The organism is uncultured Fretibacterium sp. (assembly GCF_938030725.1).
Classification (GTDB): Bacteria; Synergistota; Synergistia; order Synergistales; family Aminobacteriaceae; genus Fretibacterium.
This window is the reverse complement of sequence record NZ_CALHIQ010000013.1, coordinates 64,718-80,813: the sequence shown is the minus strand read 5'-3', so window position 1 is coordinate 80,813 and position 16,096 is coordinate 64,718. Positions and strand designations below refer to the sequence as shown.

Annotated in this window: 6 protein-coding genes; all 6 read right to left on the bottom strand. The window is 63.2% G+C overall.

Annotated features, from left to right (window positions below; all coding sequences use genetic code 11):
* Positions 1-139: 139 nt before the first annotated feature.
* A complete protein-coding gene (locus tag Q0629_RS01175; protein ID WP_298777871.1) occupies positions 140-472 on the bottom strand; it encodes a hypothetical protein in 333 nt (110 codons plus the stop codon).
* A complete protein-coding gene (locus Q0629_RS01170) occupies positions 472-1,425 on the bottom strand; it encodes a glycosyl hydrolase 108 family protein (RefSeq protein ID WP_298777870.1) in 954 nt (317 codons plus the stop codon). Before Q0629_RS01170 ends, Q0629_RS01175 begins: the two co-directional genes overlap by 1 nt.
* A gap of 64 nt (positions 1,426-1,489) precedes the next feature.
* A complete protein-coding gene (locus Q0629_RS01165; RefSeq protein WP_298777867.1) occupies positions 1,490-3,700 on the bottom strand; it encodes a hypothetical protein in 2,211 nt (736 codons plus the stop codon).
* Between the two features lie 3 nt (positions 3,701-3,703).
* Entirely contained in the window at positions 3,704-4,141 is a 438-nt protein-coding gene (locus Q0629_RS01160) for a hypothetical protein (RefSeq protein ID WP_298777864.1), read from the bottom strand.
* 76 nt (positions 4,142-4,217) lie between these two features.
* Positions 4,218-13,655 carry an LPD23 domain-containing protein gene (locus tag Q0629_RS01155; RefSeq protein ID WP_298777861.1) on the bottom strand — a complete coding sequence of 3,146 codons (9,438 nt, stop codon included), beginning with the start codon at positions 13,653-13,655 and terminating at the stop codon, positions 4,218-4,220.
* Positions 13,655-16,096 carry a M23 family metallopeptidase gene (locus Q0629_RS01150; protein ID WP_298777860.1) on the bottom strand — a complete coding sequence of 814 codons (2,442 nt, stop codon included), beginning with the start codon at positions 16,094-16,096 and terminating at the stop codon, positions 13,655-13,657. The genes Q0629_RS01155 and Q0629_RS01150 overlap by 1 nt, the downstream gene beginning before the upstream one ends.

Genomic DNA, 16,096 nt, shown 5'->3' with positions numbered 1-16,096 from the left:
TTGGGGTCGCGGGTTCAAATCCCGTCTTCCGCTCCAAGAATGCCAAGGGTTCAGGAGATTTTCCCCTGAACTTTTTTTATTCTTTTTGAAGCGCCCTTGAAGCAAAAACAAAAATAGCGGGGCCCCGAAGGGCCCCGTTTTACATCAGCGTCGCAATCCCAGTCTTCAGGAACTTCGGCAGGATATCCCACCCCAGCACGCCGGTGAGGACGGCCAGGAGCCCCAGCAGGACCAGGAACCCCAGCGCGATGGACCTCAGGCGGTGCGAGGCGTCGTCCACCCTCTGGACGGACTCGGTCAGTGTGGCGATGGCCTCCTGCATCTGCGCCATGCGCTCCTCCTGGAGCCCATCGTGCTTCTCAATCGTCTCCACGCGGGTCTGCAATCGGTCCAATAGCTTAAGGATGTGCTTCTGGTTTACCGCGGTCCGTTCCACGCTCTGAGCCAACTCCCATACTTTATTTTCGTCCATCACTCCACCCCCGCGGTACGGGTCATGTCGTTCAGACGGTTCATCCACCCCTCCAGATGTACTTTCTGCCTGGGATCCCCGGCGACGATCTTCTCGTAGTACACCTTGCGCTGCGCCACGATCTCCGCCGCCAGCGTCTTCGGCTCCAGGCTCTTCAGCGCCGCGAAGGTGCGGGGCCCGAACTTCCCGTCGATCGCCAGGTCCACGCCCAGAGCTTTGCACGCCCGCTGGAGAATCCAGGCGAAGCCCCCGTGGTTGATGGAGACATCCAGGCAGCAGAGCGACACCGGCCAGCGCAGCTCCCCCCAGCCGTAGCGGTCCCAGAAGTTCTTGCGGTAGATCGCCTTCGCCTCGTCCGGCGTCAGCTTGCAGATATCGGCGTGCTTCACCACGCCCGAGGCATGGGCGCACTTCAGGGTGGGGATGGTGATGCCGAACGCCGTCGGGCCGCCCTTGTCGTGTTTGGCGTAGGGTTTCAGGACAGGGACGCCCCCCACGTCGTCGAAGTTCCTGCCGCCCTCCCACTTGAGCGAGAAGGCGATAGCCATCTTGAAGTCATCCTTGGGGGTCGGCGCCGGCTTCTCCCGCTCGAGCCCGTACCGCTCGCTCAGCTCCGCCAGGCGCTCGTCCAGGGACTTTTGTTCGCCCCCGGCAGCAGCCTTTACCTCGACGAGGGGCGCGTCCATGACCGTCGTCAGCTTCTCCGTGAGTTCCGGCGTCAGGTCAACATCATCAAATTTCCAGTCCGTCAGCCAGTTCAGACGCTCGCAGATTTTGTCCACCATCCAGCCGATCACGGGGCCGTCGGCCCACTCCGCCCACCAGGGAAGGACCAGCATCTCGTCCACCTTCGCGACGACGGCCGCGCGCTTCTCCGCGCCGGTCTTCCCCTTCAGGTTCTTCTCCGCCCAAACGACCTGCTCCAGTACCCACGTCTTTATCTTCTGCCACATCTTGATCATCCTCCTTAAAAGAATCGAGCGGCCATTACCTGGCCGCCCGTGTGCTTATTTCTCCTCAATCCAGCCATTTGGAGATGCGGCAGACGGTATATCCGCCCTTGCCATAACTGGGGCAAAGCCCGAACAGCCCCATGTCATCGGGGCGGATGCAATACCTCTCATCATAGGCCGACGCGGAGGCCAATATGTTTGGGTTCATCCCGTAGGGAGTTGTTGTGTCCCCACTGATATAGGGCCTGACTTCCTTCACTATCCCCAAGAGCGCCAAGTCGATCCCCAAGTATGGGCTGTATCCTCGCTCGATATCGACCGGGTAAGCGTTCCCGTGAGCATCGTGGGATTGGGCGGGGAGCGTCGATGGAATGGTTATCATGTTGTTCATCTGCGGAGTCCAAAGTCGGATCTCCGTGAACTCCGTCGACGTGGCGCTCCACTCCAGCCCGTCCACGACCATACCATGCTCGTCCCCGTGCCATTTCACATTGAAGAACCCGAAAAAACCACGCCAGTGCATGGAGCCCGCTATGGTGTTCTCCTGACCGCCTCCAAAAACTCCTTTCGTTTTCAAGCTGGCTTTTTCTGCCGCCAGCAGGTCCAGGAGGAGACGACGCTCATAGATGGTCCAGTAATGCCACTTGGAGTCGATGTTTTTCATGGAACGTATAAATTCACGATACACCCCGCCCGCCTGAACTCCCGGCGTAGAGATATAGACTTTGTTCCCATTGTTGTCGATGTACTCCTCGTGTGGCAGGCACGTCCCATGCAGAAACCCATTCGGGCTTCGCGCGAAGGCGGGGTCCAGGAACCAGCCGTCCCCGGTCTGCCGCGAGGCGCTGAACCAGAGGTCCACAACCATGTCTCCGTCGTCGTTGTTGTAGACGTGGCACTTTTCCCAGCATGGGGGGATGAAAGCCATCTCACTCTTGAGGTCCGGTTTCTCCTGCGAGATGGCGACGTTCTGCTTGGCAAACGCGTAGAGGGCGTGGGTGTCCCAATACCGTTGGGTGATGTAGACGATGTTCCCCTCCGGGTCGATGTTGTACACGAAGGGGCGGTTGTATTTTTTGGAGAATATCCGCCTCAGCCCGAAGATCGGGTCGGAATACTCCGGCCGCAGGCCGAACCGCACGGGGACGGCCCAAGGGGTATAGGTCCCGTCCGTCGCCCGCTGGCGCCCCCGTGCGAAGAAGTCCACTCCAAGCGCCGTCGCCAGGTTCAGCCCTGTCGCTGTGTGGAAGGTCAGGTCGTCAGTCCCCTGCGCGTTGTAGATGGTCGTCGCGAACGTGCTGTCCGTGCTGATCTGCCAGTCCCCCTTGTCGAAGTTCCCCGTCCCCGCCAGAACCTTCGGGGACGACATTCCGAGCACGGGGTTTACGGCGGAGGCCTCGGACCCATCCGAGGGGACCGTCATGATCGGCGTGGCCAGGATCCCCGCCGGGAACTGCACCATCGTCCGGAACATGCACGGGGCGCTCCAGTGCGACCATCTGCCCTTGCGATCCTGATACCGAATCCTGGCGTAGTACACCGTGTCCTGCGTCAGATATGGGGAGCCGCCCGGCTTCAGGGGCACTTGGAACACCGGCGTGCCGCTGAACTCCTCCTTCTCGTAGACGGGCGCTGCAAAGTCGTTCGTTGTCGCGATCTGGATGTGCTTTTGGTACATCCCCACGTCGTACGGATGCGCGTAGGGGGTCCCGACGATCTGCGGGACTTGGTTGATGTTGGTCTCGCCGTTGGCGGGGGAAATGATCGATGGGCGGACCGGCAGCCCCTCCCACTGATCCTTGGTGAGGTGGTACGCCTCCGTCACCTTGCCGCCCTCGATCTTGCCGCCCTGGATGGCCTTGAGGTCGTTGTGCGGCGTGTTCTTGATGATGTTGGTGACCTGTCCCTCGTTCACGGTCCCCCCGCCGGCTTCCACCCAATCCCCATCCTTGCGCCCGTAGGTCTTGCCGTCCTTTGGGGCGTCGAGGATGCCCGCCTGCGTCTGCGTCGCGCCGGTGTCCTCCCACTTGTCGTGGTTCCAGATCCAGATCGAACTTGTCGATAACACGATAGCGTACGCGCCGGCCACGTCGGTCGGGTGCGCGGCCTTCAGTTCGTCGGGCGTAGCGAACGGGCCTCGGTAGTAGATCAGGGTCAGGAGTTTGGGGACCTCGTCCCAGCGCGCCATCCTCCGTCCATAGAGCTTCCCGTCCAGCGGGGCCTCTTCGATACCCTCTCCGCTCCCGCCCCCAACGTCTCTCGGCAAAAATGGCATGTGCTATTCTCCTTTCTCCGTGAAGGGCTCGACCTTCACATAGACTTCCGTATCCTTGTCCGCCTCGAAGGTGAGGTAGGCGGACATGTCCCACGGGTAGCGCGACGCATGGTTATTCTGCGGATCGACGGCGATGGGCTCCGCCCGGTCCCCGACATACATCCGCACCAGCCCTTTCGGGACGAAGACGGAGATTTCCACCGTCTCCGAATAGGGCAGTTTGTACACCTCCGGTGCGCCGGATTTGACGACGAACTCCGTGTACCCGAACCCGCGCGCCGGGTCTCGGAGGACATGCGGCTCCGGGCTCACCAGCGTCAGCCCCAGCATCTCGTGTGGCACAAAAAACGGGAGAGCCTTTTGCTCTCCCGGCTGCCACGAGATATAGTGCTTGTCCGGAAACGTGATTCTCGTTTCCGTGTCGTTACGATACGTTGGCATCGCTTGCCTCCTTTCGTCGATTGAGGCGGCCTACTGCGGCCGCCTCCGTATGCCCACCATGTTCAGCGCGGCGGCCTCATCGTCCTCGTTTATGCCAGATCAGCTCCCAGGGGCTCCAGTCCGGCTCGCCGTTTGCCCAGCGGACGAAGGTCTTGTACCACCTCAGGAGCTGCACGCTCGGCAATCCGAAGGCATATCCCCCCGCCTCCACCATGTTCTTCACCACCCGCTCGGCTTCGACGTCCTCTCCGTTCCAGGCGTCCGTCACGACTTTGGCGCCGCTGTCGACGGCCTTGATGAAAGCACTGCCGGCCTCCAGAGCGGGACTGGGGCGGAACTTTCCGGTACCCCCCAGCAACGTGGTCCCCGAGGCAATATCCCGTACTATCGGGAACATGGAGCTTGCCGACAGCAGCGTCCCCTGTATCAGCCACTTCCCGACGGACTTGTCGTCGTCATCATCCCCGCCCAGGGGTGCGCGCCCCTTCACCAGGTCCTCCAGCGCGGACTGCACCGTGAACATCATGAAGCAGAACGCCGCCAGTTTTATTTTCCCGGGGATGCCCTCGCGCCCGGCCCGGGTCATCTGTTCGTGGAACATCTGATACAGGGACCCGAACGCGCTGTAGTACATCGTAAACAGTCGCCGCGTCGGCCCGCCGCGCTGCACCTGCGCCAGGTCCTTGGCGGCCCCCGCGTTGTTCGTGGTCCGCACGACGTAATTGGCGTAGTCCACGGCCTTTCGCTGGTCGTTCCATCGGGCCATGCCCTTCTCGTAGGCCGCGTGCCATACGGGCAGGGACACCGCCATGTCCGCCCACCCCAGCGCCACATACAGAGCCGCCTTTGCCCCGCTCAGAGCACGCTTCCTCGCCCCGCTCCGCTCCAGATCCAGGGCCGCGCGGATATTCCGATCCGTCCCGTTGATACGATCCGCCAGCTCTGGGGAGAGCGCAAAGGCGAAGTCCCGGTACTTTGAATCCCAGAACCCCCTCAGTGTCAGGGTGTTCAAAACGGCAGGAACGACACGCCGAACCCCCAGCTTCCAGGCCGCGGGTACCAGGCTCACGGTCTGCCCCACGGAGGAAACCATATTCAGCCCAAGCTGTACCGCCGCGGCGTTCCCCATCGCCTTGCTGAACACGCGATCGGCCTTGTCCGTCGGGGTCGACGGCGCCGCCAGACTTTGGATCCACGGGCTGAACTGCTCGAATCCCGCCCGTCCCACCGCGTGGGTCAGCAGTCCTCTCACGGCGTCGTCATGGATCAGTTTGTAGAGGTCCCGCACCGCCTCACGGTGCGTCAGGTCGTGGACGACGTTCGCCGTGTGCTCGGCGATCACGTCCAGGGACAGCAGCAACTGTCTCGGGGCGACGCGCTCCACGCGCTCCTTGGTGTGCCCCTTGCGGGTCCCCGGCCGGTGCGTCTGGTCCTCATAGAGCGCTTTCACGCTCTCCTGCTCATTGTGAACAAACGCCGTCCAGTCCGCGTTGGCGTCGAATCGGACGGGATAATACCCGCCCCGCAGGACTTTCCCCGAAGCGGTCCGGATGGGCGTCGCCTCCACCTTCTCTGGGGCGGCGCCGTTCAGTCGCTCCTCAAGAGCCTGAATCTCCGGCCAGAACGTGTCGAGGTAGTCCCAAACGTCCTGACAAAAATCCCACATCGCGTCATTCGAAAGCCGGTTGAAGATGGCCTCGGCCACCGCCTTGCCCGCCTCGTACTCGGCATAGTACTGCACGTCGTCCGCGGGGCGTTCCGTGGATCCCACGGCGTTCTCCCTCAGTCCGTTGCCGTACACCAGGCGTTCCCGGTTGTGCTGATTCCCCCAGTTCAGCATGGCGCAAAGCAGGTTTTCCCCGGTCCAATAGAGCTTTTTCTCCGTTCCGGGGTCGATCATCCCGGTGTCCAGCTTCTCGTTCAGGAAGCGGGTGAACGCCTTCTTGTCCTCGAAATGCTTGTCGAGCAGGGCCTTGATGGCCTCCTTCGCCGCCTTCCCCTTGACCAGCTCCGCCTCGTAGGCCCGCTGCGCGGGAAGGTAGATCGTCTCCCAGAAAGGGCCCTGTTCCTCCAGGCCGTCGGCCTGTCTCAGCAGGGTCTCCGCGCGGTCCAGCGATGCCAGCGTTCCGGCGAACAGCCCCACGCCCTTCTGATCCGTCGCGCGGCTCTGAGCCCCCGGCAGGCCGTGGTGCTTCTCCGTCGCGGCTCTCAGGCGTTCCACGGTCTCCGCAAACGTCTCGTTTCTCTGCGCGGTCAGCAGCTTGTTCTCCAGCCGCCCGATCCGGTCCAGGGCCGTCGCGGCCTTCGTCACGTCCTCGAACTGCTCCGGGGTCAGGTTGGCGAGGCTCGCCCGCGCGTCCCGGATGTCCAGGTCCCGCAGCCACCGCGCCACGGGCGGCATCGTCTCCCTCTTCTTCGTCAGGTCGTTCAGATACTCATCCAACCGCGGTCGGCCCTTCGCCCCCGGGTCCTCCGGGTTCACGCCCAGGCGCTCCAGCAGCCCGATGATCTGGTTGAACGCCTCGTTGCCCATGACGCCCCGCAGCCGCCTCCGGTTGGGCCAGTACCGCTCCAGCAGCTTCCGGCCCTTCTCGTACTCATCCCGGACGTTCATGGCCTCGATCGCCAGTGCGTGGTTGATCAGCTCCGTCCGCTTCCACTGCCGCGCCTCCTCGAAGCGGGCGGAGGCCGCGGCCTGCAGCGCCTTCGCCGAAGCCCGTTTTTCGGCGGCCATGTAATGAGACACGGAGATGTCCCGCATCCGTTTGCCCGCGATGATCCGTTTCGCCTCCGTCTCGGCGGCTTTCGCCATAGCGGCCAGGTTCTCCGGGCCGAACACGCCCCGCAGGTCCTCCTCGGCCCTTCTGTTTTGGTCCCTATCCCGCTGCCTCTCGCGCTCCCTCCCCTCTCTGCGCGCGTCCTCCCCGATCTTCCTCCCCAGCCTGCGTGCCGCCTCGTCCAGCATCTCGGTCTCCAGTGCCAGCCACTCCAGGCGCTCTCGCCCGTGCATGATGCGCTCCGCCTCGGCCCGCAGGGCCTCCGGGTCGTGGATCAGGCTCTCCAGCTGCGCCGTCGCCACCTTCACTCTGTCCGCCACGGCCTTCTGCGGGGGCAGATTTTTTGACCGCTTCAAGTCCTCCAACAGCGCCTCGGGAGTGCCGTATCCCAATAACTCCGCAGCCTCGGCAGGGGACAGGCCGTCGTTGGCAGTCACGCCGACCGGCAGTTCCCGCGCCAGGGCCTCGGCCCCGGCGTCTCCGTAGAGGGCAATGAGCTCGGGCATGGATAGCCTCAGCCCGCCCTTGTCGCGCGGCGTCAGCAGGGCTTCCAGCGCCCGGTACTCCGGCAGGTCCCACACCTCGGCCCCGGCCTGCTTGTGCGCCGCCTTGCGCGCCTCCTTCAGCTCCGCTTGTTTCTCGGCCTTCAGCTCCGCCGTCAGTTTTTTGTACAGCTTTGCCCTGGCGGCGTCCGCTCCTGCAGCCACAACGTCCTTGTAGCGTTCCGCAACGTCGTCCGGGATGCCCTGCTCGGTCAGGATGTGCGCCAGCCTCTCCGCCTCCCGGACGGCGCGGCTCTCCTCGATCTCCTCCTCGCTGGCCAGCATCCGGTCCATGACGCCGCGTATCTCGTCGTTGATCTCGAACTCCACGCGGTTGCCGTCGGCGTCCACGTAGAAGACGTTTCGGACGGCCCTGTAGATGTCCGTCAGCCACTTGCGGAAGGCCCGGAAGGCGCGCGCCAGGTCGAGGCTCGGGGCCCTGCCCTCCATCAGGTACTTCTCGAACCCCGCAGCGAACTTCTCGTGCGCGTTTCTCCAGCGCTTCTCGTCCGCCTCGGACAGCGGCTTGGAGAAATCGATATCGGCGACTTCCATCCACTCCACCAACGTCGCCCAGTCCTGCCGGACGGTATCGTCGACTCCCTCCATCAGGGCGAGTTTCTTGCGGCTGTTCAGAAACACGTGCCCCAGCTCGTGCAGGAAGGTCGAGCGGTTCCCGTCCCTCAGGATGGTGACGATCGTCTCCGCATCCGTGAACTGCGTGGAGCCCAAAGGCGTGCCCAAGGCGCGCGCGGATACAGTACGGGGGGCCGTCCCCTCTCGGGAAGTGCCCCCCGCTCTTTCAGCGCCTAGCCCTGCTGCTGCCCATCGGCCGCCTGCTGCGCCCGTTTGGCTGCTTTCTCCGCCCTGATTTCCTGAATCCTCGCCCAGTACGCTTCCTCGCCCTTCTCGTAAATCTCCTCGGTCATGGGATATATCTTCCGTTCCTTCGACTTGCCTTCCGGGGAATACTGTGGTGTCGATTCTGCTGTAGCCATCCGCTATACCCTCCTTCTTAACTCTCTCGAAGACCTCGCGCGGCTTGTTCCCGTACTTGAAGGACGTTGCCGTGAGGTCCACGAATCGGCCAGTCTCCGCGAAGCGCCGCAGGTTACGCCCCGCTGCCACGTTGGGGTTGATGTCCGCCATGTGGACGTAGACCTTGTAGCCTTTCTGGCGGAAATAATCCACGTACTCATTTTTCAATTTTGCGTAGCCGCTGCCCACGATTGGGATAACGACGTTTTCCCCTTTGTCTACGGCGTTAGAAAGCACAAGCGAAACTATTTCCTTACTCTCCTCATGCACATACCCCGCGCCGAAGCCGTCGTCAAACTCAGGGATGAGTTTTTTCGCCTCGTCGCTGTCGATAAGCATGGACTTATGCTTGCTGGAGATGGGGTCTACAAGGGCAGAAGATTTGCCGCTGGCGGGCAGCCCGATGATGATATCGGCCCTGCGGTCCTTCTTGACTTCCCCATTATAGACAGTCTGCTCTCTTCCGTCAACGATCTCCGTCACGGCGGACCCGTAGCTCATGAGCTTGTCATAGACCTGCTTTCGGATGGCCTCGCGATTCGGGGCATCCAGCGTTGAGCCAGTAGCCGTCCTGCCTCTCGCGTCCTGAATCTCAGGGATGGCGTCGTACTCCTCCGCGGTGACGGGCTTACCGGCCTCCAGCTTCTCCAGCGCTGCCATGTATTCCCTGGATACGGGCTTGCCCGTCAGCTTGAAGGTGAGGGGGGCGCGCCGGATGTTCTCGGCGGTGTCGGCCTGCGGCGTGGAGTACGCCATCGCCGTCTCCATCATCTCTTCCAGGATGATCTGATCTTCCCGTGCCACGTCCTCCGTTTCAGCCAACAAGCGCTCCCTGCGCTCCTTATCATTCATGTACACGCGCCGCCCTGCGTTGCGTGCCTCCACCTCTCCGGCAACGCGCTCATATTGCTCGTGTCCGCCCGCCTTCAGAGGATTGCTTCCCCGTTGAAACCCCTCGCGTTCTTGAATTGCATGCTGAATTTCGTGCGCAAGGGTATCCTTGAATTGCAAACCCTCCGTAGCGTCGGGGTGGTATACATTGTTTAGGCTAATGATGATCCTGTTATGTTTGTGCGAGTATTCTCCGAACCCCACGTTGTCCGCATACAGCCGAACCTGGATATCCGCCAGATCGGGATATGCTGCGAATAATTCAGGCGCGTTATAAACATCTCCAAGGCGGAATTTTTGCCCAGTACGGTTCCCCTCTGTCCACGCCTTATTGGTTGCCTCCAAATCCCGATTCTCTGCCCTACTCAGGGTTTTGTTCTGTTTTTTGAGCAGGAGCAAATGGTACCGTCTTTTCTCTGGGGTGTCGAAGATGCGGAATAAATTCAGATCTCCATCCGGAATCTCGTGCCGCCACTTCCCGTCTGCCCCACGCTCCCAGCCCGTAGCCAACCGAATTGTTTTGACGTCCTTCCCGGCCTGCTCCATCTCGCGGGCGACGTTCAGGTTGTCGAGGCGGGTCGTGCCTTCCTCGGCTACGTCCAGAGCTTCCGCCCCACGCCTGCCGATGATCTGGTAGTACTCCTCCGCCTCCAGCTCCGCATCTATTCTCGCGTCTTCTGCCTCATCCGCCGCCAGCGCCTCTTCCTGGGCAGCGTCAAACTCAGCCCCGATAAGCTGAGACAAACGCTTCTCGATGTTCTTGGGTTTTTTCTTCTCCAGGCTCCTCCTCAGAGCATGAAATCGCTTCTCCAGCTCCACCCCTCGCTCGTTCTTTTGGGTGAACTCCAGGTCGTCGTTTTGCAGACGCCGCGCAAACTCCTCAGAGGACAGGTTCTCAATCCATGCTGCGATCTTGTCGTACTCTTTTTCAAGGGCCAGCGCTTCCGCTTTCTCCGGGCTCTCCGGCCAGGTCTCAACCTCGTCGTCGTCCTCCAGGTGCTGCCACGCCTCGAGTGCCAGCGCCTCGTCCCGCGCAGGCCCCTCCGGCCACGTCTTCGGGTCGCCGGGGTCATATTCCTCGCTCTGGCGCGCTGAGGGCTGCGGAGTGGGAGTAAACGTCTCCGTTCTGCCGTCACCCTCCCGTTCCAGCATGTGCATCACGTTCTCGTCCCAGATAACGAAGTCGTAGCCATTGCCGCCGTCGTCGGGGTAGCGCAGGCCGGGGATGCCCAGGCTGTTCAGGAACATCGACACCTCGCGGGAGGTCTCGTCGACGGGGCCACTCAGCCCCCCGGGAACGCTTATCCTTCCCTCGTTGAGGGCGTCGGCGATCTTCTCCTGAATCTGTGCGCCGCTGAATACGTCGTATATCTTGATGCCGCGCTCGCCATCGCTTTGCTTGTACTCGTCCGCGTAGGGCTGCAGGGCGTCTTTGACCTTCTGCGGTTGTTCAGAGAACCTTTTGTCGCGGGCCAGCAGTACGTCGTCCTCAGGGATATCGAACTTCGCAACCTGCACGCTCTCCGCGTCGCCGCCGGCAAGCAAGGCGTACATCTTCGCCACTTCGCGGGCTGAGGAGAGGTACGCGCCCCACCCGTAGCTTGCCGTCCCGTTCCCACTCCCCACTTTGCTCATGTCGAACTTGTCATAGAGGACCGGGCTTCCGTTGTAGGCGGTCTGCTGATACTTCTCCCCGACGTACGGCTTCCCCTCCGCGTCCTTGACGCCACGCAGCATATCAGCTATAGTGATCTCAGAAGGAGCCCCCGGACTGGGCACCACTTCCTCCGCGAGGAGGCCGTGGTTAACCGCCGGGGACTCCTTTTGCCCTTCCAGAACGACGTCGTAAAGCTCCACATCCGTCGGCCTCAGCCGGTCACTGTCCTTGAGCTCCTCCGCGACAATCCTCACGGCCTGAACGCCCGCGTCCGTCCGGACGGGGACGTAGAGCCTGTGGAAGTTCAGCACGTTCGTCTTCTTCGGGTCGTTGTTCGGCACGCTCTCAATGAGGACGGCGTTCTGCACAAGCTCATCCAGACCGCTTGCGATATTGCTGCGCTGTCGCAAATCGCCCTTCCTGCTGGAATAGGCGACGTGCTTCAGCTTCTTCCCCCTGGGCAGAGTAGCAAAGACCTCCGCATCCCGGCTAATCCACGTCTCATCCTTGAGCGCCAAGTCCTTGAGCCGCGTCAGCAGCTCCTTGGTGGTGCTTGTGCCCTCCGCCCCGCTCAGGTCCAGCACGGGCACTTTTTGCCCAAGGTCCACGCCGGCGTTAGCGGGTTGCGCGAAGCCCGCGCCCTGGCGGGCGTCCTCGCCGCGCCGGAGCGTCAGCCTCATGGCGTCGGATACAGAGATGTTGGCGCGCCGCGCCAACGCTTCGGCAACGGACGCGCCGACCTGGGCGAACGCCCGCGCTTCCTCGCGGTCTTTGCCGACAGCCAGCATCTGCTGCTCCAGCTCCTCGGCAACAGCCTTCGCCTCTGCCGTGCGCGCTGCGGGCTTGCTGGTTCTCCGCAGAACGATCTCCCCAGCCTCCCGCGCCGTCGTGCCCTTAGCGCCGCGCCGCACATCGTTCCTGACCGCTTCAGCCAGCTCCGGTAGCTCCTCGGACAGGCTCGCAAACTGCGCCTCGGTCAGGCGCACCTCGTCCATCCCCTCAAGCGGGGTCAGGTCCACACCCAGGTCCTCGAGCTCTCCGGGGTGCGTCTGGGCGTACTGCTCCAGCGCCGCGACGGGGAGGTAGACGCTCGTCTCACCCCCCTCTGCTTCGGGTTCGGCGTTCTTGCTCAGTCCGTCCGCTGGCTGCCCCTGCACGGCGGCCTCGCCGTCGGCCGCCTTGACGGAAGCTTCCGGCGTCGTCCCTGCTGCGGCAGCGGCGATGTCGCTCCTCGCCTGCCGCACGTCGCGCACCATCCCAATACCCTGCACCACGGCGCCGGGCGCGAACATTAGCGCCATGCTCTGGGCCGTTTCCTTCCCGACCGCAAGCACCTGATTGACCGCATCCTCGACGCTGACGTGCTCAAACTCGCGTCCGGATATGGCCTTGGCCAGCTCGCCGGCGACGATGGGAACGATCTCCTGCGCCATCTCCTGAAAGCTCTCCTCGGTGATGTCCTCAAGCTTCTCTTCCCCCAGCTTGAGGAGCGCCCCGCGAATCGTCGGAACGTTCATGAGGCGCTTTGCCCCGCCGCCCTTTAGGGCCTCCAGGGCCGCCCTGCCGCCTGGGATGTTCTCAATGACGGTTTTCAACTGAAGGTTCTCCAGCGCCGCGTTGATTAGGCCGATACCGAGGGCTGCACCGCGAGCGAGGGTCGGGTCCATCCCGTGCCCGTCCTTGTCCTTCGTCCGAATCAGATCAAGGTAGGCGCTCCCCGCCTCCATCTTGAACATCTCAAGCGTCGAGCCAAACGCCATTCCCGTTGCGAACCCGGTCATCGCGCCGCCCATACCTGTCGCAAGACCTGTCGGGGTCAGTACCGTTCCTCCAAGGGCCTGACCGGTGAGCCCTCCGACCGCCGCGCCGGCGCCCGCATAGGGAAGCGCGCGGAGGCTGGTGTTCCCCATCTGGACGAGCGTCTTGATCGCGCCCTGTCCGGCGCGCACCAGGCCGCCCGTCATCAGCGCGGGCTGAAGCGCCTGCTGTTGGGCCTCCAGCGCCTCGATCTGCTTCTCCCAGTCGGGGACGTTCTGGTACGTCATCAGCCTGTACCCGATATCGCTTATCTGCCGCTCCACGTTTTCGAGGCGCACGCCATTGCCCAGCGTTTCCGTCCAAGCCTCCGTCTTCTTGATGTGCGGGGTGAGCTTCTCATACAGCGCGTCGTCGATCAGGAGCGTGGACGCGGGGACGCCGATGAGCTGCCCCGCCCTCATGCGCTCCTCGACGTCCTCCTCGCTCTTGCCCGTGATCTTTGCGTACGCGGCCCGCTGGCTGTCCCAGCGCGTCTGCGCGGCCTCCTGCATGGTCTTCCCCGTTCGCCCCAGGAAGGAGTTGACCTCCACGATGGGGTAGTACAGCAACGCCTCGGCCTCCCTGCCGCCGAGAAACTGCAGAATCTCCTCGTCCGTGTACCCCTCTCCGCGGGCCTCGTTGATGTTCGTCGCGTAGTGCGGGTACTGGAGCGCGAGGAGGTCCGTGTGCTTCGTGGGCACGGGTGCGCTGATGCCCTCGCGCCAGTTGGCGGGGCCCTGAACATCGTCAAAAACGAACGGGCTTGTGTATTTCTTCTCCGCCCCGGCGGGGGCGCTCTTCTGTTCGAGCATCAGTGCATCATGCCTCCAAAAATATCTTCCAGGCGCCGCTTTTGCTGCGGCGCTGCCGTTTGCTCCTCAAGTTTCCTGGCGTTCTCTATCGTTGGCCCAGGGCGCGACGCCGGCGGCTCAGGGGCAGGGGATGGCGCCGGAGCAGGCACGGGGGCCGCGGCCTGTTTAGGCGCGGCAGGTTTTTTGCCCGCCCCGAAGCTGAACGCCTCCGGGTCCACGTACTCGCCATTGACCTTGATCTTCAGGTCCAGGTGGTACCCGCTCTTTTTTCCCGGGTACCATGCTGTGATTCCGCCCTTCTGCCGGTCGGAGGTCATGCCGGTGTTCCCGACGCGCCCAATGACCTCCCCCGGCTGCACCACGTCGCCGGGCTTCAAGGCGATGCTCCCGTTCTGCATGTGAGAGGCAGTGAGCGAGACCGCCCGTCCATCCGGCAGCGTCCCGCTGAGGGTAACGGTGTTCCCGCCGCCCTTCGACGGCGAGCCTGTGACAACCCTGGTGACCGTCAGGGGGACACCGGCGTCCGGAGAAACGATGGGCGTACCCTCCGGGACAGCCACGTCGATGCCGTTGTGCTTGCCCTTCCTGTACGCCCTGGCGTCGGAGAATCGCCCGGTAATCCGTCCGCTGCCGCCGACCATATCCAAGCCGATGTTGCCGGTGTTGCCAGCCGGACGCGGAAGTGGAGCGGCACGTTCAGTCTCCGCAGTGGGTCTGTTCTCCAGGTGGATGTCGTCCGTCGTGAGGTCCTGACTGTACTCCGTGACGCTCTCGGCCTCTTGATTCAGCTCGTCCAGGGCCTTGTTGACGCGCACGCCGAAGGGCGTGGGCTCCTCGCTTCCAAAGCCGAACCACGTCACGCGCGTCTGCTTTTTCCCGCTCTCCTGAACGGTGAGGGAAAGCGCGTCCCGCCGGGCGTTCATCACGTCCATGCGGTATGTCTTGCCGTTGGGGTCAAGCTGCGACACCAACTCGTTGAACTTCGCCTGCGCAAACGTCTTGTACCCCGCACCATTGCCGCCGGGGATATCGACCTTTGCGATATCCGCATCGAGCATCTTCTTCTGGACGCCGACGAACTCCTTCTGCTCCCCAGTCAGCCTGTTGTCCATACCCTTAAACCGCTCCAGCTCCGCCCCCGTTATCCGCCCGCTGGTGTAGTACGCCTTCAGCTCTGCGTCCGTCATGGTCCCGTCCAGCACACCCGCCCGAATCGCCGCCAGCGCGGCCTCGCGGTCCTCCTGGGTGACCCCCATGCCGCGCATGATGCGCTCCTCCTGCTGTTGCGGGGTGAGAGACGACCAGTCCGGTGACTTCGACAGCTTCTTCGTCACGTCCGCCCGCGTGACGGCGGTCTGGTTCCAGGCCGTAGCCTGTCGATGCTGAGCCGAGGAGATGACGTTGCCCTGGAGCATGGCGTCCAGTTGCTCCTGTGGGACGTTACGTCCCCGGCTCCAGTAGTCCCGGTAGAGCTGGTCGAAGTTAGCCGCCTGTTGCTTCCTGAGCTCCGCATCGGCGTTGACCTCCCGGACGGTCATCTCGCCGATGCGCTGTCTGTAGGCGGAGGCTAGGCGCTCCTCCTCCTCGCCGCCCTTGTGCTCGCGGATCCAGGCCAGCCCCTCTTGCTCCTGTCCCGGCCCGAACCGCTGCACCAGATCATCGACGGCCTCCTGCCGCCGGTAAATCTCCGCCTTGGGGGCTATCGTTCCCCGGAGCTTCCTTGCGTCCATCGGCGTCAGGTACGGGGAGCTCTTGATCAGAGCCTCGCCCAGCAGGGGGTTGCCCTCGGAAACGGCGGAGATGCGAGCCGCCTCCAGGCCGGACACGTACTCGTCCACCGCGGCCTTCACGACCTTCTCGTCGGCCCCGACGTACTGCGCGCGGATGGCTGTGGCGCCCTGGACGGAGGCCGCCTCGAACGCCCCCTCGTCCATGGGGTCGCGCAGGGTCATCTGCATCCCGGCGTCCAGGGTGTTCTTGAACACCTGGCCCCGATACTCGTTGACCTGCGCCGCCTCGAAGTGGCTGGCCTGCTTCCAGAACGGGACGCGGGACCGCTCCGCCATGGCGCGGAAGGCCTGCTTCTGGGCGTCGTTGTCCAGCTGCCCCTCGATCTCCGCGATGAAGCGGTCCGTGTCGGCGTCGGCCTGCTGGGTCAGGCCGCGCGCCAGCCCCAGCTTCCGGGTGTTCAGGACGCCCGTGTCCGGGTCTTCCATGTACGAGGTCATGCGCTTCACGAGCTCGTTGTTGGCCTCCATGGCGCGGGTGGCGTCCCACTCGTCCTGCCGGCGCTTCATGACCTCTCCGGCCTTCTGTATCGTTTCGCCCAGCCTGCCCCACGCCCCGGCGACGTTCACCCCCGTCGCCGCGCCATCGACGAAGTTTTGTCCATACGCCTGCGGCAGACGGCTGGCACCTATTTGAGATCGGTATCGTTCCAT